The organism is Neobacillus sp. SAB-20_R2A (assembly GCF_049568635.1).
Taxonomy (GTDB): domain Bacteria; phylum Bacillota; class Bacilli; order Bacillales; family Cytobacillaceae; genus Neobacillus; species Neobacillus citreus.
On sequence record NZ_CP145895.1, the window covers coordinates 1,399,411 to 1,419,405 of the forward strand.

Consider the following 19,995-nt stretch of genomic DNA (forward strand, 5'->3'; position numbering starts at 1 on the left):
AATGAAGAAGTCTACAAAACGTTTATCAGCAACGCTAAGTACAGTCCTTGGGGCAAGTTTAATTCTTGCTGCTTGTGGTGGAACGGCAGATAAGGCAAAAACTGATGGAGATAAAGGCGCAAAATCAGAAGGAAAAACATACTCTTTCCGTTTGGCTGATACTCACCCTGATAACTATCCAACTGTATTGGGAGATAAGAAATTTGCTGAGCTAGTGAACAAAAAATCAGATGGCCGCATTAAAATTAGCGTATTCCCGAATGGCTCGCTTGGCGATGAGAAATCAGTAATCGAACAAGTTCAATTGGGAGCGGTTGAATTCACACGTGTAAGTGCCGGACCATTGGCTGAATTCAGTAAGCCTCTAGGTGTATTCAGTCTTCCATATATCTTTGACAGTTCCGAACATGAATGGAAATTTTTAAACAGTGAAAAAGGCCAGGAAATGTTAAAGAGCTTAGAAGCGTCTAAAATGGAAGGTCTTGCCTACTATGATTCAGGTGCACGTAGCTTCTATTCTACTAAGCCGATCAAGAGCGTTGATGATCTAAAAGGCCAAAAAATCCGTGTACAACAAAACCAGATTAATATTGATTTGATTGCAGCACTAGGCGGCAGTGCCACTCCAATGCCTTATGGAGAAGTATTTAGCTCACTGCAAACAGGCGTTATCGATGGAGCTGAAAACAATACACCAAGCTATGTTTCTGCTAACCACTATCAGGTAGCTAAGAATTTAATTCTTGACGGTCACCAGCGTGTACCTGAGATTCTATTAGCCAGCAAAACTGTTTGGGATAAATTAAGTGATGCAGATAAAAAGATTATCCAAGAAGCTGCTACAGAATCTGTGAAAACAGAACGTGCAGAATGGGATAAAATGGAGAAAGATTCTCAGAAGAAAATTGAAGAGTCTGGTGTGAAGATTGTTGAGGTAAAAGATGTTAAGCCTTGGCAAAATAAAGTTAAGCCTGTAATCGATAAGTATCGTGCTGACTATAAAGATGTTCTTGATGCCATCGACGCAGCTAGAAAATAATTTTTGAATGTAAGGAAAAAATAACTCGAGAGACTATGCTTAAAATGGATTCATTTTGCATAGTCTTTCTTTTTTCATGTACCCTAGAAATAAGGTGAGTTATGAAGCGTATAAGAAGAAATATGTTGGAGCGGCTAGCGCACGCACTGCTCTTGAAAGATCAGTCACTGGTTCGTAAGCTGTTTGTTTTTTCTGCACTTTTTGTGATTGTGCCGATTAGTTTTATCGGCTTTTTTTCCTACCAGAAATCAGTGGAAGTACTTGAGAGTGAAGCACGTTCATACAGCTGGCAAATCATCAGGCAGGTAAATACCCATATTGAGTATTATGTGGGTGATTTTGAGATTGAAATATTAAAAATTTTGAATAACCAAGCGGTGAATCGGTTTCTCCAAATGACGACCGAAGAGGAATTAAACTCAAGTGGCGGGACAGCTAATATCAAAAAGGTGTTACAAAATGCTGCCTATTCAAGATCGGACATAGCTAACATTACGATTTCCTTGAATAATGTCGTTACAGTCGATGCAATCGATATCCGCTACAATCGGTTTCATCCAATGGAGGCGTTTCAACCGAAGTTTTTTGATAGAATCCTGCCCGAAACAGCTGAACCAGTTATTTTTACACGTACACTTGAAGATAACGAGAACAAAGAGCATGTTATCTCCATTGCCAGAAGATTGTTTAGTCCAAAAACCCTGAAACCGGTCGGTTTTATAGTGGTAGATGTTAATTTTAAGAGGTTTAAGGAAATTGCCAGCCAAGTCAACATTGGTCATTCCGGGTTTATGTATATTGTAGATTCACAGGGAAACTACGTCTATAATCCAGACTTTTCTCAACTAGGGAAGAAGGCGTCACTGCAAAATATGCAAAAAATTCTTCAAGGGGAGAGCGGTTCCTTTGTTACAAGCGGGGAACAGAAGAAATTACTCACCTATAACCATTCCGGGTTTCTTGGTTGGACTGTCATCACAGCCATTCCCTATAAAGAGCTAATCAAGAGTTCTGTCAATATCCGAAATACCATTTTTATTATGGCGGTCATCACCATGCTGATTGCTATCATTCTCGGTGCGGGTTTGGCAGAAAATATCATAAAGCCGATAATCGGATTGCAAAAAATGATGAGGCGAGTGGAAAAGGGAGATTTCAGCGGCCAGGTCGAGGTTTTATCTAAAGATGAGATTGGCGATCTAACACAAGGGTTTAATAAAATGCTCATCAGATTAAATGAGCTTGTAGATGAAGTATATCTTTCTAAAATCAGGGAAACGGAAATGCTGCTGCGTCAAAAGGAAATTGAACTGAAAGCACTTCAGGCGCAAATTAACCCGCATTTTTTGTTTAACTCTCTAGAAACCATTCGCGGAATGGCCTTGGAAAATGGAATGGAGGAAATATCGGATATTTCCGCGGCATTGGCCAAATTATTGCGTTATAATATTAATAATAATTCGCAAATTGTAAAGTTGGACGAAGAAATTCTCCACACAAAGGTATACCTTCGCATACAGAAGCATCGTTTTGCTGATAAATTCGAGTATGAATTCTCGATTCCTGACTGGGCGAAAAAACAGACTATTGCCAAATTTTCGATTCAGCCAATCGTTGAAAATTCCTTTAAGCATGGGCTTGAACCGTCCGGCGGCATCTCAAAAATCAGTATCACGGCGCTTGAGGAATCAGAGGAGGCCTATATTATTAGAATTCAGGACAATGGAGTGGGGATTTCCCCGCTGAGGCTGGAAGAAATCCGCCATAATCTAAGACAAAAAGATGTCATGGAAGGCGGGCCTGGAATCGGTATGGTGAATGTACATCGAAGAATTGTGCACCTTTTTGGCGACGAGTATGGCATCAGCGTTGAAAGCAAGGAAGGCATTGGTGCAGTCATAAGCATTCGCTTGCCTATGAACAGGCTTATCGGGTAGCTGATTGAAGGATCAGGAGTCAAGAACATAAATCTTTTTGTTTTATTGGGAAGTGATGGCATGTACACAATACTCTTGGTTGATGATGAGAAATGGGTTCGCACAGCACTGCGGCATACAATCGCCAAGGCAGAGCTGCCCTTTGAGGTAATCGGGGAATGCACCAATGGCTTGGAGGCTCTGGATTTTTTAAAGGAAAGGCCGGCTGATCTCGTTATGACAGACGTAAGGATGGCCGTGATGGACGGGCTAGCCTTCGTTACGGCATTGGCAAATGCCGAGTCTCGTACTGACTGTATTATGATCAGCGGGTACGATGATTTTAAGTATGTACAGCATGCCCTAAGGTCAGGGGTATTTGACTACCTGCTTAAGCCGGTAGAGCTTGAAGAATTGAAAGAATGTCTGGTCAAATGGGTAAAGCATCGCCAGGAAAGTGAAGAAACGGCAGCTGCCCCACAAAAAGAAGCCGATCCATCAGAGTTATCCACTGTTGAGAAGGTCATTCAATACGTCAAAAGCAAAGTTCCAGGAGAGGTCACATTATCTGAAGCGGCCAACTACGTGCATTTGAATCCAAGTTATTTAAGTAAGCTTTTTAAAGATAAAACAGAACAGAACTTTGTTGACTTTGTTCTTGAAATCCGGATGAATGAAGCAAAAAAACTGCTTGAGAGAACCTCCTTACGGATTTCTGAAATAGCTGATCGGCTGGGTTATTCAGATATTACGTATTTTAGTAACTTATTTAAGCGTAAAACAGGAGTGACTCCATCTGAATATCGGAAGCGGGTCCGGACAAACTAAACATTTCCTCCATCGTAAAACCTGTGTAGATTTTTTTCTATCCAGGTTTTACATGGCAATTCTTTGAAACCGATTGCAATCTATTCGGATCTAAGGTAAAATAAAATCATAAATGTTAACGTTAACATTATGCTAAACTATCGAAAAATGTTGCTATTAACTACAAATTTTTTTCAATCGATTTGTTAACGTTAACAATAATTTACTTACTAGGAAGATGGTGGACATATGCAAAACTTTATGGATGAAAACTTTCTTTTGAAAAATGAAACTGCTGTCCGTTTATATCATGATTATGTAAAGCAAATGCCAATAATCGATTATCATTGCCATTTAAGTCCAAAGGAAATTTATGAAAATAAAACATTTAAAAATATTACTGAAGCTTGGTTATATGGTGACCATTATAAATGGCGTTTAATGCGGGCAAATGGGGTTCAAGAGGAATTCATTACCGGCAGCGCAAATGACTATGACAAATTCATGGCGTGGGCGAAAACTGTTCCAATGACAATTGGAAACCCGCTTTATAATTGGACTCATTTAGAATTACAAAGGTTTTTCGGGATTTATGATTTACTTGATGAGGAAAGTGCACCAGAAATCTGGGAGAAGGTCAATGCACAATTAAATAGTGAGGGCTATGGCGCTCGGGATTTCATTACAAAATCAAATGTAAAAGTAGTTTGCACAACAGATGATCCTGTGGACAGCCTGGAATATCACCTTAAGCTTAAAGAAGATTCAAGTTTTGCTGTCAAGGTTTTACCAAGCTTCAGACCTGACAAAGGATTGGAAATTAACCGTGATACATTCCTCCCATGGGTTGAAAAGCTGCAAGAGGTTTCAGGAGTGTCTATTAACTCTTATGACGACTATTTAACAGCACTTGAGTCAAGAATCATGTTCTTCCATTCTGTTGGCTGTTTGGTTTCTGACCACGCCATTGATCAAATGTTGTATGCTGACACTACGAAAGAAGAAGCAGCAGTGATTTTCAGCGAAGCCTTGAAGGGGAATAAAGTCTCCCTAGAAGATGAAAAGAAATTCAAAACCTATACCTTTAAATTTTTAGGTAAACATTATGCGGAATTAGGCTGGGCTATGCAGCTTCACATTAATGCATTACGTAATACGAATTCAAAAATGTTTAAGGTATTGGGGCCGGATACGGGCTGGGATTCGATTAATGATGAGAACATTGCCAAGCCATTAACTAAACTGCTGGATTTGATTGAACAGGAAAGCGGACTTCCGAAGACGATTATCTATTCATTAAATCCCAACGATAACAATATCATTGCCGCCATGATTGGCAATTTCCAAGGCGGTGGAGTCCCAGGAAAAATCCAATTCGGAACAGCCTGGTGGTTTAATGACAATAAAGCTGGCATGATTGAGCAAATGAAATCACTGTCCAATATGGGCCTATTCAGCCGCTTCATTGGCATGCTGACTGACTCAAGAAGCTTCTTATCCTATACAAGACATGAATATTTCAGAAGAATTGTCTGTGCCCTCATTGCTGAATGGGTAGAAAATGGCGAAGTGCCTAATAACATCGAATTTTTAGGTAAAATTGTTCAAGGAATCAGCTATCAAAACGCAAACGAATACTTTGGCTTTGAATTATAATTTTCATGTAAAAGACGAGAGCGTAAATTTAGTCTCTCGTCTTTTCAAAAAGCGTTATTCCAAGTAAAATGAAAAGCGGAAGGTAAATAAAGGGTGAAACAAAATGGTTACAATTAAAGATATCGCGAAATTAGCAAATGTATCCCATACGACTGTATCCAGAGCCTTGAATGACAGTCCGCTAATCAAGCCAAATACGAAGAAAAAGATCCTTGACATAGCCGCTCAGCTTAACTATACACCAAATTTTAATGCCAAAAGCCTTGTCACTCAAAAGTCTTATACCATCGGCCTTTTCTTTACGAGCATATCCAATGGAACATCTTCCAGTTTCTTTGCTGATGCGGTAACTGGCGTAAATGCCGTCATCAATGAGGATTACAATTTATTCGTCAGAGGAATTGACGATTATGAAGACTTTTCCACGATTCATAGCAAAAGGTTCGACGGCATTATTTTAATGAGCCAAAGTGACGCTGATAATTCCTTTATATATCATGTGTTAAATCAAAAAATTCCGCTTGTGGTGATGAATCGGGAAATCAACGATCAGTCAATCATTAACATTCTATCAAATGATCATGAGGGCTCCTGCCATGCTGTAAATTATTTGATTGAAAATGGCCATTCGAATATTGCGATTATTGAAGGGATTACAGGCTTCCAATCCACACTGGAACGCAGGGAAGGCTACCTGCAGGCATTGATGGAAAATGATATCCCAATCCGCAAGGAGTATATGGTAAAAGGAAATTATGACTTGCAAAGCGGATATGAAGCAATGGAAAATCTGCTCGCCTTAGACAATCCGCCTACCGCCGTCTTTTGCTCAAATGATGATATGGCAGTCGGTGCGCTCCATGCAGCATTTGCCAAAGGGTTACATGTTCCGAAGGATATTTCGATCACAGGCTTTGATGATATAGCCTCGGCACAGTATACAAACCCGCCTTTGACAACTGTCAAGAAACCAGTTGAAAAAATCTGTAAACTGGGCGCTGAAAAACTGTTTGAATTAATTGAAAATAATGAAAACAAAGGTGATAAGATTTTTGTTGAAACGGAATTAGTGATCAGAAAGTCTGTATCCTTAGTGAAGTAAACTTATACCGTTTAAAGGGCGGGAAGCTTTTAAACGGTTTTATAAAACGGGAAAATGTTCACGTGTGCATAAAAGGAGAGATAACTTTGCAGAAACTTAATCGAAAGACCATCCAAGGCATTGAATCCTATCCGGAAAAGGTCCTGCAATTTGGCGAAGGAAACTTTTTACGGGCTTTTGTTGATTGGCAAATCGATGTTATGAATAAAGCTAACCTTTTTAACGGCAGTATTGTGGTTGTTCAGCCACGCGGGTATGAAAAGGTAGAAAAATTAAACGCCCAGGATGGCTTATATACGCTTTATTTGCAAGGGATGAAGGATGGTAAGCCGGTGAAGGAGCATACCTTAATCCAATCCATCAATAGAGGCTTGAACCTTTATACGGAATATGAAAAATATCTTGAACTCGCGCAAAATCCAGAACTGCGCTTTGTTTTTTCCAATACAACAGAAGCTGGGATCGCCTATCAGGAAACGGACCGCTTGGAGGACCGCCCGCAAAAGAGCTTTCCTGGAAAGTTGACGGCTTTTCTCTACCATCGTTTCCAGGCTTTTAACGGGGATAACAGTAAAGGGTTAATCATCATTCCTTGTGAACTTATTGAAAAAAATGGCGAGAAACTAAAAGAAATGATTCTCCAATATGCCGCTGCTTGGAGCCTTGGTGTGGAATTTGTTCAATGGATCAATGATGCCAATACATTTTGCAATAGCCTCGTTGACAGGATTGTTCCAGGCTTTCCTGTCGATACGATCACAGAAATGACGGAAGAGCTAGGCTACCAGGATGATTTTGTCGTTGCCAGTGAACAATTCTACAATTTCGTCATTGAAGGGCCTCAGTGGATAAAAGAAGAATTTCCAACCCATTTGGCCGGGTTAGACACCATGTTTGTTGATGACCTAACACCGTATCGGACTAGAAAGGTGCGGATTTTAAACGGCGCTCATACCGCGATGACACCAGTTTCCTACCTTTACGGTTTAGAAACAGTTGCCGAAGCGGTCGAGCATCCGGTGATGGGCAGCTTTATTAAAGAGCTGATTTTTGACGAAATTATTCCGACATTAGATCTTCCGGCTGAAGAATTAGCTTCTTTTGCGAATGATGTTCTGGATCGATTTAGAAACCCATATATCAAGCATTTTCTGATGAGTATTTCATTGAATTCCATCTCTAAATATACAACCAGAGACCTGCCATCTTTATTAGAATATATCAACCGTAAAAAGGAATTGCCTGAAAAACTAGTATTCTCTCTAGCTGCGTTGATTGCTTTTTATAAGGGAAAAAGAGGTGCGGAAGATATTAATCTTAGTGATGACCAAGACATTCTTGAGTTGTTCAAAGCGCAATGGGACAGCTTTGATGGAACCAGTGAAAGTCTAAAAGAAATTGTTCGTGCAGTTTTAGGATACGAGAAAAATTGGGGAATGGACTTAAATTCTGTTACGGGGCTAACGGATGCTGTTACCCATTATTTGTACGAAATCGAAACAAAGGGAATGAAGCAGGCCGCTCAGGCAGTCTTAAAGGAGAAAACGGCAAGATAAGGGGGATTTGAGCAATGTTGGAATTTATCCAGATTAATGAAAATGATAATGTTGTTGTTGCATTGCAGGATTTACAAAAAGGCCAATCCATTTCGGTCAATGGGCGTGAGGTTGAGCTCAAAGAGGACCTGACACGTGGACATAAGATCGCTGTGAAGGATATTCAAGAAAATGAATTTATCGTGAAATATGGCTATCCGATTGGGCATGCTACAAAAGTAATTTCTGCCGGTGAGCATGTTCATACACAAAATACGAAAACCAATCTTGATGGAATAAAAGACTATCAATTTAGCCAGAAGCTAGCCGAAAATCCTTATAAAAATGAGAACCTGACCTTTAAAGGCTTCAGGCGGAAAAACGGTACCGTCGGAATCCGCAATGAATTGTGGATCGTACCGACTGTTGGCTGTGTCAACGGTGTCGCAGAAACAATTATCAAACGTTTCCAAAAGGAAGTGGGCGATATCAGCCCGTTTGAAAATATCCTTGTATTAAAACACAATTATGGCTGCTCCCAGCTTGGCGACGACCATCACAACACAAGGACCATTTTGCAGGATGCAGCCCTTCATCCTAATGCTGGCGGCGTCCTCGTGTTAGCGCTTGGCTGCGAGAATAATAATCTCTATGAATTTAAGGAAAGCCTTGGCGAATTTGATGAAGGCCGTGTGAAATTCCTCGCTTCCCAAGAGGTTGGCAACGAGATTGAGGAAGGCGTTAAGCTTTTAAAGGAAATCTATGAAAATGCCAAAAGCGATAAGCGCGAAGAGGTCCCATTATCAGAACTAAAACTTGGATTGAAATGTGGGGGTTCAGATGGCCTCTCAGGAATCACGGCCAATCCATTGCTTGGAAGACTTTCGGATTTTCTTGCTGCCCAGGGTGGAACCACGGTGTTAACTGAGGTGCCTGAAATGTTCGGAGCGGAAACGATTCTCATGGAACGGGCAGAAAATAAAGAGGTTTTTGAAAAAACGGTTGAATTAATCAATGACTTTAAACAGTATTTTATCGCCAATAATCAGCCTGTGTATGAAAACCCATCACCAGGGAATAAAGCGGGCGGGATCACTACCCTTGAGGATAAATCGCTCGGTTGTACACAAAAAGCGGGGACTTCCACTGTGACGGATGTGTTAAAATATGGCGAAAGATTAAAGAAAAAAGGACTAAACCTGTTGAGCGCCCCAGGAAATGACCTTGTTGCCGCATCTGCGCTGGCTTCGGCCGGCTGTCAAATGGTTCTCTTTACAACTGGACGGGGAACACCGTTTGGCACTTATGTTCCAACCATGAAGATTTCGACCAATACCCCGCTATTTGAAGCGAAGCCTCATTGGATTGACTTTGACGCCGGAGTATTGCTGGAGCAATCAGCAGATGTTGTCTTGAGACAATTTATTGACTATGTGATTAAAGTGGCCAGCGGTGAATTTGTAAACAATGAGAAAAATGACTTTAGAGAGATTGCTATTTTTAAAACGGGTGTAACATTATAGGTATTTAAACTCTTATGCGAAAAAAACTCAGTAATGGAGGCAGTTTCAATGGAGCAAAACTTAGTTTCGTTATTAAAACAAGAAAAAATTGTGGCAATTATTCGCGGCATTCCAAACGGCAGTGGTGAAGACACAGCCAAAGCCCTGGCAGCAGGCGGAGTTTCATTTTTAGAAGTGACATTAAACACCGATGGCGCCCTTAATATGATTCATGATCTGAAAGGGAAATTTGGCAGTCAATTACGAATTGGTGCGGGAACCGTTTTGGACCTTGAGATGGCAAAGGAAGCGGTTCATGCAGGTGCAGAGTATATTGTGTCGCCAAACCTGGATGAAGAGGTATTGGCATACGGACTTGAACAAGGTGTGGAAGTTTGGCCTGGAACGCTGACTCCTACTGAGATTGTCCGGGCGCATCGCCTCGGGGCAAGCGCTGTTAAGGTTTTCCCAGTCGGCTCAATGGGAGTGAAATATATTAAAGATATTAGAGGACCGCTTAACCATATTCCCATGATGGTAACAGGCGGAGTGAATCTGGACAATATCAAAGAGGTTTTGGGCTACGGAGCCATTGCAGTTGGGCTCGGTGGAAATCTAGTAAACAATGAGTTAATTAAAAAAGGTGATTTTGAGCAAATTACGCAATTAGCTGCGGCGTATACTAGACTAGCTAAAGAGGTGCAGGTGCATGCAGCCAAATAACCGTACGGATGTACTGACAATTGGGGAAAGCATGGTTCTTTTTCAAACAATCGGGGAAAAAGGGATTAAGTATGAGCCGCTCTTTACTAAGTCCCTGGCAGGTGCCGAATCAAATGTTGCCATCACCCTGACACGTTTAGGCAAGAAGGTTAGATGGGTCAGTAAACTAGGAAAAGATCCGTTTGGTGACTTTATTTTGTCAACACTTGGCGGAGAGGGAGTAGATGTATCCTATGCCCTCCGTGATGCGGAAAAACCTACGGCGGTTTATTTTAAAGAAAGTAAAAGCTATGGGGATCCAACCGTTTATTATTATCGGAAAAACTCAGCCGCTAGCAATCTTCAGCCAGAAGATCTGCAAAAAGAGTGGTTTGCTGGTGTCAAGCATTTGCATGTCACAGGAATAACACCGGCCTTAAGTGAAAATGCTGCCGAAGCTATCCGTAAAGCAATGGAAATGGCCAGGGATATGGGACTGACCATTTCCTTTGACCCAAATTTACGGAGAAAGCTCTGGAGTGAGGAGAAGGCGCGGAGTGTTTTACTTTCGCTTATCCCGCTATGTGATGTGTTTCTGCCAGGCGTGGAGGAAGCAGAGTTCCTATTAGGTCAACAATCCATTGAAGAATATGGAGAGAGATTCCTGCAAATGGGGCCGAAAGTAGTTATCTTAAAGCTCGGTGCCGAGGGATCGATGGGCTTTATCAACGGCGATTCTGTTAAAGCAGCCCCACATGTAGTCACACAGGTCATTGATACGGTCGGGGCTGGTGATGCGTTTGCAGCAGGGTTCCTCTCTGAGTATTTAGACGAAGAAGGTGTATTGGCTCCTTCATCCCTGGAGCTGGCCTTAACTCGCGCGAATATTTTGGGGGCGCTGGCAACCCAATTTAAGGGTGATTGGGAAGGGAACCCATCTCTTGAGGAGATCAATTCCATTATCTCAGGCAGGGTAGAAGCTACAAGATAAATATGTAAAGTTGAGGTGATTGACTTGTTTTACTTTGGAAATAAGGAAAATTCTGTGGAAGCAGGAGAAGGTGCCAAAAGGAAGCTTTTGGGAAGGGGCGGAGGCCTGATGATGACAGAAGTAAGTTTCCAAAAGGATGCCATTGGTGCAATCCACTCCCACCCGCACGAACAGGTAAGTTACATTGTTCAAGGAAGTTTTGAGTTCAATTTGGATGGAAACGTCCAGCAAGTGGTGAAAGGGGACAGCATCTACATTCCTTCAGATACTTTGCATGGGGTTAAAGCGCTTGAAGATGACTCGATCATACTGGATGTTTTTACACCTCAGCGGGTAGATTTTCTATGATGTAACAAAAAAAGACCGGGCTTGAACTGCTCGGTCTTTTTTTGTTACAAAATAGAAATCGTGTCCCTGCCTTTTGTTTTTGAAGTATAAAGGGCCTCGTCTGCCAACTGAATCAAATCCTTCGGTTTGGCTGTTGGACCAGGGATGAATGAGGCGATCCCGATGCTTAGGGTGACGATTTCTGCTATTTCTGAATTAATATGGGGAATATTTAGTTCCTTAACTGTTTTCGTGATTAGTGCGGCAAATTGTTCGGCATTTTCCCGGTTTGCTGCAGGCATGATGAGGCTGAATTCCTCACCGCCATAACGGCAGAGTGTATAGCTTGAATCTTCCGTTACAAGATTGTTAATAGCTTGGGAAATGGTTTGCAAGCAATAATCACCAGTAAGATGGCCATAGGTATCATTATATTTTTTAAAGAAATCAATGTCGAACATTAGTAATGAAATTGGGACTTGATCCGATTGAGCATGAAGCCACGCCTTTGCCAGTTTCGTATCAAAATATCTCCGATTTCCCACACCGGTTAATCCGTCTACATAAGAGAGTTGGTTTAATCGTTCATTGGATTTCTCTAATTTATGCTGTGTTTCTTTCAGTTCGATAAGGCTATTCTTTAATTTTCTTTGGTTTTCATTAGAATGGGCGATAAACACAGAAAAATGATAGGCGATAAATCCGCCTGTTAACGAAAAAATATAATGCATGATTAACAATTTTTTTAATACAATTGGATCTTCAATATTGATGGTAAAAACGATTGTTAGGATAAATAATCCAATCAGGTTCATGAAAAAAGCTTTCATTGTAAAATTATAATTCAATCTTGCTAATCCGCTGCTTATGATCGCTATAAACAGCATTCCGATAGAAGCATAAAGAGCTGCATCACTATAACTGAAAAGCAGAAATCTCCCTATTACAATAAGGGCAGAAGCGAGCAACGCGGGAATGAATCCCCCGAAAGCAGCCGCAAGAACGATTGCTAAATGGCGGAGGTCGGCAATTGTTGTGGTAGAAATTTTAATACTAAAAATCATGAGTATGTTTCCAAGGATACCGTAGGAAAGTCCCCAATATAGTTTAGTGGACAATGGTGAAGAAGCCTTTAATGGTCTATTTTTGAATAATTGCCCTAAGACAAAAAAAGCTGATATTAATAGGGCAGTATTTGAAACAAAATCTTTTAACATTCATTGATCTCCGCTACTATGTTCTTTTGGTCAGGAGTGGTTCGTTCCTATAATCCGATTATACTATAAAGAAGGGAAATTTCGACAAAAAATAAAGAAATAAGTCTGTTGAGCTTCGACATTTTCCGGGAAATTTTTATATACAAAAATAGCTTCCCAATAGAAGGGAAGCTATTCATATTATAGGAGGACAGGCTGAGAAATGCCCGCAAGTTCCTTCGCGGCTAAACGTGCTTTTTCTTTGGCAGCGGCAACAATTTCCGGGACCTTTTGCGGATAAAGGTCCAAGCCCTCAGCAATGACACTATTCATGACGTCAATTCCTAGGAAATTAAGGGCAATTTTTAAATAACGGTCTCCAGACTCTAATTCCTGGGTAGGGGAACCTGTATATTGGCCGCCGCGGGTTTGAATGTGAATCGCCTTTTTCCCTGATAATAATCCCTTTGGTCCGTTAGAAGTATGGGTGAAGGTTTTTCCTGCAATAAATAGATTATCGAGGAATGCTTTCAAGACCGCCGGTGAATTTAAATTCCATAATGGTGAAACAAAGACATAGTAGTCAAATCCAATAAATTCATCTGCAAGAGCGTGCATTTTAAGGATTTTTTCCCTTTCGGTTTCTGAAAGCTGGTCTAATGTATAGCCGTATCCTGCTAATTTTCCGCGTGCAAATACTAAATCGGCATCCATTTGGACAAAATCTAATTGGAATAAATCCATTCTCTTAATTTCTACATCCGGCCTTTCATTTATAAAGGATTCGAGAAAAGCCTCTCCAATTTGCAACCCTTTTGATTTTTCAAGACCCTTTGGATTTGCGGTAATATAAAGTAATTTCTCCATCAACACACAACCCATCTGTTTAAATGATTTCATTACTTCTATTATATGAAATTTACTTTGCTCAATTTTGAACAATGGGTGAAGTTCTTGAACATTAGGTGACCATTATAGTTTTCAACATTTGAATTGGGAAATTTTTTTATATTAGCGCTTACATAAAGTTATTGACGAAAAAAGTCGATGGTGATATTCTACATATACGAAGTTGATTTGTTAGTTCATTAAACAAATTAATGGAAGTATAAACCAATCTCGAGATGAACAAATTATTTTTAACTGTTTTTTGAAAAGGATTACAAATAAGAATTATAACGGAGGGGTAACCATGGCACAAAGTGCAAGAGTACAAGCACCAGATTTTAATGTAGAAAAAGCAGCAGTTCGTCCGTTTGGAATGAAAGATAAATTAGGTTATTTGTTTGGTGATTTTGGAAACGATTTCTTCTTTATTTTAGTAGCATCATTCTTAATGGTCTATTACACAGATGTTTATGGTCTTAATCCTGCTTTTGTAGGAACCCTTTTCTTAGTTGCCCGCCTATGGGATGCCATAGCCGATGTTTCTTGGGGCCGTTTTATTGACACAAGAAAAGCAGGGAAAAACGGTAAGTTCAGACCATGGATTTTTAGAATGTCATTTCCGCTAGTCATCACTGGGGTGTTAATGTTTGTACACATTCCGGGAATGTCTACAGGATTTTATGAAGCATATGCATTTGTAACGTATATATTATGGGGAACATTATATAGCACCGTTAATATTCCGTATGGATCAATGGCTTCTGTAATTACAGGTGATCCAGTTGAACGTACTTCACTATCAAGTTGGAGAACATTAGGTGGAAACCTCGCTGGTTTAATCATTAACGTAGTTGGTCCAATGATTCTGTTTGTCAATAATAAGGCTGATGCCAATCACTTTTTATTAGGGGCCATCATTTTTGGAGTACTTGCCATTGCTTGTTATATGGCTTGCTACAAAATGTCAGTAGAACGTATTACAATCACTGATACAAAAAAGGAAAAAGTGAATTTAGGTCAAACATTAAAGGGCCTTGCAAAAAACAAACCTTTACTGTGGATTTTGATTGCATCATTGGCTTTCATGGTGACATTTATGTTAATCGGTGCAGTAAACGTTTACTTGTTTAAAGATTATTTTGGCAATGCCAAAGCTTTAAGTATGGTTGGTCTTATTCAATCTGTAGCAGTATTTGTGGGAATGCCATTGGTTAAGCCATTAGTAGCTAAATTCGGGAAAAAAGAAGTTGCCGCAGCAGGGTTGTTACTCGCAGCTGTTGTATATGGCGTTTTATATCTACTTCCAAACCTTAATGCAAACCAATTTATTGGAATTTTAGCGATTGCCATGTTTGGCTACGGATTATTTAACTTAGTCGTTTGGGCATTTGTAACTGACGTTATCGATTATCATGAATACCTGACTGGTTTACGTGAAGATGGAACTGTTTATTCAATCTATTCCTTTGCCCGTAAAGTAGGACAAGCGATTGCTGGTGGTGTGGGTGGTTTTGCGATTGCATCAGTTGGTTATAATGCAACTCTTAAGGCGCAAACACAGGAAACATTGAATGGAATTCATACACTCGCCACATTGGTTCCGGCAGTTACCCTAGTCGTGATTTTCTTAATTCTTGTATTCCTATATCCATTAAATAAAAAAAGAACACAGCAGCTTGCTATTGATTTGGCTGAAAAGAGAAAAGCTTCTTAATATGGAAGATGGAAGATAGTTAAGAGAACTTAGCTATCTTCTTTTTTATGCAATAAAAAAATCCCTTTTCATAAAGGGATTTTTTTTAGGAAACGATTTCATTCTCCTGCTGTTCAAATGGTAAATTCAGCATCGGGACCCCAAGGAAATGTTTAATCGCAAGGGCACATGCACCTAATACGCAAGACTTTTTCCCAATTGAAGAAATGGATAACTCACGGTAATGACTAATAGACGAATGTAAATTTCTCTTAATTTTATCAAGAGCATCCGGATACATCCTTAGAAGTTCACTGTCGAGCACAAGGACATCAGGATTGTAAATATTAATCATATTATTTAAGCCGACGGAGAGATAGTAGAGTAACTGTTCCAGCTGCTCGTGTACTTCTTGGTCACCTTCATCAAGCCATTTTTGAATATCCTCATAGGAAAGGTTTTTCATTTGTCTTTTTTCGGATAGATACTCGAATATACTTGATTCTGAGGCGTACTTCTCCCAACATCCTTTATTGCCGCAGTTGCATGGCCTGCCTTCAGGGACAACAATCATATGGCCAATCTCACCAGCAAAGCCATCATGCCCGCGAAAGAAGTCATTTTTCATCATCATTCCCATTCCAATTCCGGAATAAAGAGTGGCACAAAGCAGATTATCTGTTTCATGGTGGAAAAATACCCGTTCTGCAAAAGAGCTTAGGTTGGCATTGTTTTCAAGATAAACATCGATATCAATTTCATTTTCAAGATCGGTTTTTAAATGAATATCCTCCCATCCAAGTCGTGGTACAAAATGAACCACTTCGTCCTTCCCAACAAGGCCATGGATGGCAATGACAATTCCGACAATTCCGTAGTGGCTGTCAGTGTATTCCGCTTTATATTTTTTAATTTGCTCAACTAATATATGAAGAATCTCTGCATAGTCTGTTGTGTTTATTTTAATAATAGTAGATGTAACAGGATGACCCAGCAGGTCTGATAACGTAAAGGATATTTGGCCATAATCAAGGTCGATTCCAAGGGCATAGCCTGCATGGCTGTTTAATGAAAGCATAATCGGCTTTCTTCCGACAGAAAAATGCTCAAGCTGTGTCTCAATAATCAGTCCTTCATCCAAAAGGTCAGCAACCTGGGCAGAAATGGTAGCTCTCGTCAGGTCAGTCACCTTGGATATATCTGCGCGGGAAATCATTCCTGCTTTTACAATTTCCTTAATGATTAAGGAACGATTTATTTTTTTTATATATGCCGCATCACCGGTAATCATTGATTTCCTCCATTTTATCCACTTTTATAAGTATTTCTATTATATCAAATTATTAAATGGCGGAAAAACATATTATTGATTTCCTTCATTGACGAATTAAGATAAACATGATAATTTATACTTGTAATTAATTAGTTTAATAAACAAATTAAATTAAACTATATGTATTTTTTAAAATTTTTTAGCGCAATTGAAAGGGTTTACAGCTAAAGCTTTACTATTGGGAGGGAATAGAATGAAAGCTTTTTTAGATAATCATTTTTTATTAAATACCGAGACAGCTAAGGGACTTTATGAAAATGCCGCGCAGGGATTGCCAATCTTTGACTTTCACTGCCATTTAAATCCCCAAGAGGTTTGGGAAAACAAACCATATCGAAGCATTACGGAAGTGTGGCTTGGCGGCGACCATTATAAATGGAGAGCCATGCGTATGCATGGTATTGGCGAAAGGTTCATTACCGGCGACGCTGATGACTGGGAGAAGTTTGCTGCCTGGGCGGAAACAGTGCCTCATTTAATTGGCAACCCGCTTTATCATTGGACACATATGGAATTAAAAATGTTTTTTGGAATCGAGAAGGTTCTTAATCCGGAAACCGCCCGTGAAATTTTTGACGAGTGCAATGAAAAACTCGAGAAGCCGGAATTCAGGCCAAGAGCCTTCATCGAACGATCTAATGTAAAATTTATCGGTACTACAGATGACCCAGTTTCAACTCTTGAATACCACCAATTGTTGAAGAAGGATGAAACGTTTAAGGCCATCATTGCGCCAACCTTCCGTCCTGACGGTGCCCTTTTCATTGAGCGGCCAACCTTTAAAACATGGCTTGAAACATTATCGGAAGTATCCGGGATTAAGGTGGACTCTTTAGATTCGTTTTTACAAGCATTAAAACAGCGGGTTGATTACTTCCATGAAAATGGAGGCCGAGCATCTGACCATGATATTCAAAAAATGGAATATGTACAAACGACTAAAGAAGAGATTTCACCAATTTTTGATAAGAAGTTCAATGGTGAAGAGCTTGATGAAGAAGAAATCACTTTATATAGAGCGTTCCTATTAACGGAGCTTGGAAAAATGTATGCGGAAAAACAATGGGTCATGCAGCTTCATATGGGAGCCATGCGCAGCAATAATACGAAAATGAAAAATCTGCTTGGTCCTGATACAGGTTTTGATTCTGTTGGCGAAACCAATTTTGCTGAAGGCATCTCCCGCTTTCTTGATGCTCTTGACGTAGAGAATGCATTGCCAAGAACGGTATTATTTAACTTAAACCAGAAGGATAATGTTGTTCTTGCTGGCATGATGGGTAATTTTTATGAAGAGGGTATTCCGGGTAAGGTTCAATTTGGTTCAGGATGGTGGTTCCTCGATCATATCGATGGAATGGAAAAACAAATGAAGGATCTTGCAAACGTTGGGTTATTAAGCCACTTTATTGGTATGCTGACAGATTCCCGCAGTTTCCTATCTTACGCAAGGCATGATTATTTCCGTCGAATCCTCTGCAACATTCTTGGAGAATGGGTGGAAAGAGGCTTAGCGCCAAATAATCAGGAGTACATGGAGCAAATGGTTAGAAATATTGGCTATCACAATGCAGAGAAGTATTTCTTACAGCGATAATTTAGAAATGCCTTTCTTGATGTTCTTTGCTTAAAACGCTATTATGGATGGTATATTAATGGTGCCCGCGAGCCCAAACCGATAAACGGAGGGAGATTGTCATATGTCAAAGCAACAAATTGGTGTAGTTGGATTAGCTGTAATGGGGAAAAATCTTGCTTTAAATATTGAAAGCAGAGGGTATTCCGTTGCAGTCTTTAACCGCTCTTACGAAAAAACAGAGGAATTTTTGAAAAATGAAGCAGAGGGTAAAAACTTTGTTGGTGCCCGCACTGTCGAGGAATTTGTTAACTCTTTAGAAAAGCCTCGCAAAATTTTATTAATGGTTAAAGCAGGTACTGCTACCGATGCCACAATCGACTCTTTAAAGCCATTTCTTGAGGAAGGCGATATTCTGATCGATGGCGGAAATACATTCTTCCAGGACACCATCAGAAGGAATAAGGAACTAGCGTCAGCAGGATACCATTTTATCGGAACTGGCGTATCCGGCGGGGAAGAAGGCGCATTAAAAGGACCTTCGATTATGCCTGGCGGTAAACAGGAAGCTTATGAGCTTGTCAAACCGATTTTAGAAGCCATCTCTGCAAAAGTCGAAGGTGACCCATGCTGTACGTATATTGGTCCGAATGGGGCAGGACACTATGTGAAAATGGTTCATAATGGCATCGAGTACGGCGATATGCAGCTAATTTGTGAAGCATACTTTATCCTTAAGAATGTCCTTGGTTTAAATGCAGAGGAGCTTCATCAAGTATTTGCAGAGTGGAATAAAGGCGAACTAGACAGTTATTTAATTGAAATTACCGCTGATATTTTTACAAAAGTGGATGAAGAAACTGGAAAGCCAATGGTTGATGTCATCATGGATACTGCCGGCCAAAAAGGTACTGGTAAATGGACAAGCCAAAACGCTTTAGATTTAGGTGTACCGCTGCCGCTTATTACTGAATCTGTATTTGCGCGCTTTATTTCAGCGATGAAAGAGGAACGTGTAAAGGCAAGCAAAGTATTGAATGGGCCTGAGGCAAAACCATTTGAAGGCAATAAAGAAGAGTTGATTGAAGCGGTTCGTAAGGCATTATACATGAGTAAAATTTGCTCTTACGCACAAGGCTTTGCACAAATGCGCTCAGCATCTGAAGAGTACGATTGGAATCTTCGCTATGGGGATATCGCGATGATTTTCCGCGGCGGCTGTATCATTCGTGCCCAATTCCTGCAAAAAATTAAAGATGCTTACGATCGAGACCCAGAATTGAAGAACCTGTTATTAGATCCATACTTTAAGGAAATTGTGGAAGGCTATCAGCAATCACTACGTCAAGTGCTATCCTTGGCAATTGAACGCGGTATTCCGGTGCCATCGTTTGCAAGTGCGATTGCTTACTATGACAGCTACCGTACCGAAACACTTCCTGCGAACCTATTGCAGGCGCAACGTGATTACTTTGGTGCCCACACATACCAGCGTATTGACAAAGAAGGTACTTTCCATACAAACTGGATGGAATAAGCTTCCTTTCTTTACCTAAAAAGAGACAAAACCTCCAAACAAATGGTTGGTTTTGTCTCTTTTTTTTACTTAAACTAAAATAAAAAAAGCAATATCAGTCAAATTTAATAAGAATGAAGGCAGTTTCAGAGAATGTTTTTCTCAAGCTTAAGGCGTAAAATATAAGTAAGCTTTGATAACGCTTACTACTAGGGA

Annotated in this window: 16 protein-coding genes; 13 read left to right on the forward strand and 3 right to left on the reverse strand. The window is 40.1% G+C overall.

All coding sequences use genetic code 11. The features are described from left to right. Position 1 precedes the first annotated feature (1 nt). The 10 genes from V5M37_RS06980 (at position 2) to V5M37_RS07025 (ending at position 11,598) form a co-directional block, all read left to right on the forward strand. Complete coding sequence (locus V5M37_RS06980) at positions 2-1,039, forward strand: TRAP transporter substrate-binding protein (RefSeq protein ID WP_423801363.1); 1,038 nt, start codon at positions 2-4, stop codon at positions 1,037-1,039. A gap of 101 nt (positions 1,040-1,140) precedes the next feature. Next, positions 1,141-2,976 (forward strand): sensor histidine kinase, encoded by a 1,836-nt coding sequence (locus V5M37_RS06985; protein WP_423801364.1) that lies wholly within the window; start codon positions 1,141-1,143, stop codon positions 2,974-2,976. A 60-nt stretch (positions 2,977-3,036) separates the two neighbouring features. Beyond that, positions 3,037-3,783 (forward strand): response regulator transcription factor, encoded by a 747-nt coding sequence (locus V5M37_RS06990; protein WP_423801365.1) that lies wholly within the window; start codon positions 3,037-3,039, stop codon positions 3,781-3,783. A gap of 228 nt (positions 3,784-4,011) precedes the next feature. Next, a complete protein-coding gene (gene uxaC / locus V5M37_RS06995) occupies positions 4,012-5,418 on the forward strand; it encodes a glucuronate isomerase (protein WP_423801366.1) in 1,407 nt (468 codons plus the stop codon). A gap of 103 nt (positions 5,419-5,521) precedes the next feature. After that, positions 5,522-6,520 carry a LacI family DNA-binding transcriptional regulator gene (locus V5M37_RS07000; protein WP_423801367.1) on the forward strand — a complete coding sequence of 333 codons (999 nt, stop codon included), beginning with the start codon at positions 5,522-5,524 and terminating at the stop codon, positions 6,518-6,520. Between the two features lie 86 nt (positions 6,521-6,606). Continuing rightward, positions 6,607-8,076 (forward strand): tagaturonate reductase, encoded by a 1,470-nt coding sequence (locus tag V5M37_RS07005; protein WP_423801368.1) that lies wholly within the window; start codon positions 6,607-6,609, stop codon positions 8,074-8,076. Between the two features lie 14 nt (positions 8,077-8,090). Further along, entirely contained in the window at positions 8,091-9,578 is a 1,488-nt protein-coding gene (locus V5M37_RS07010) for a UxaA family hydrolase (RefSeq protein WP_423801369.1), read from the forward strand. A 48-nt stretch (positions 9,579-9,626) separates the two neighbouring features. Next, entirely contained in the window at positions 9,627-10,280 is a 654-nt protein-coding gene (locus tag V5M37_RS07015; RefSeq protein ID WP_423801370.1) for a bifunctional 4-hydroxy-2-oxoglutarate aldolase/2-dehydro-3-deoxy-phosphogluconate aldolase, read from the forward strand. Beyond that, on the forward strand, positions 10,267-11,250 hold the full coding sequence (locus V5M37_RS07020; protein ID WP_423801371.1) for a sugar kinase: 984 nt from the start codon (positions 10,267-10,269) through the stop codon (positions 11,248-11,250). The genes V5M37_RS07015 and V5M37_RS07020 overlap by 14 nt, the downstream gene beginning before the upstream one ends. Positions 11,251-11,361: 111 nt before the next feature. Continuing rightward, the gene (locus tag V5M37_RS07025) at positions 11,362-11,598 is read left to right on the forward strand and encodes a cupin domain-containing protein (protein ID WP_423801372.1); all 237 of its coding nucleotides are present in this window, start codon (positions 11,362-11,364) and stop codon (positions 11,596-11,598) included. A 44-nt stretch (positions 11,599-11,642) separates the two neighbouring features. On the opposite strand, the gene V5M37_RS07030 is transcribed toward V5M37_RS07025, so the two are convergent. Then, positions 11,643-12,794 carry a diguanylate cyclase domain-containing protein gene (locus V5M37_RS07030; RefSeq protein WP_423801373.1) on the reverse strand — a complete coding sequence of 384 codons (1,152 nt, stop codon included), beginning with the start codon at positions 12,792-12,794 and terminating at the stop codon, positions 11,643-11,645. Positions 12,795-12,974: 180 nt separating this feature from the next. Next, entirely contained in the window at positions 12,975-13,640 is a 666-nt protein-coding gene (locus V5M37_RS07035) for an FMN-dependent NADH-azoreductase (RefSeq protein WP_423801374.1), read from the reverse strand. Between the two features lie 325 nt (positions 13,641-13,965). Between V5M37_RS07035 and V5M37_RS07040 the strand changes: the two genes are divergently transcribed. Then, a complete protein-coding gene (locus V5M37_RS07040) occupies positions 13,966-15,375 on the forward strand; it encodes an MFS transporter (protein WP_423801375.1) in 1,410 nt (469 codons plus the stop codon). Positions 15,376-15,460: 85 nt separating this feature from the next. Here the strand turns inward: V5M37_RS07040 and V5M37_RS07045 are convergent, their stop codons facing one another. Next, entirely contained in the window at positions 15,461-16,645 is a 1,185-nt protein-coding gene (locus V5M37_RS07045) for an ROK family protein (protein ID WP_423801376.1), read from the reverse strand. Positions 16,646-16,880: 235 nt separating this feature from the next. Here V5M37_RS07045 and uxaC (V5M37_RS07050) point away from each other — a divergent pair, with 235 nt between their 5' ends. Continuing rightward, complete coding sequence (uxaC, locus tag V5M37_RS07050; RefSeq protein ID WP_423801377.1) at positions 16,881-18,284, forward strand: glucuronate isomerase; 1,404 nt, start codon at positions 16,881-16,883, stop codon at positions 18,282-18,284. Positions 18,285-18,387: 103 nt separating this feature from the next. Further along, positions 18,388-19,800: an NADP-dependent phosphogluconate dehydrogenase gene (gndA, locus tag V5M37_RS07055; RefSeq protein ID WP_423801378.1), complete on the forward strand. Its 1,413-nt coding sequence runs from the start codon at positions 18,388-18,390 to the stop codon at positions 19,798-19,800. Positions 19,801-19,995: the final 195 nt, after the last annotated feature.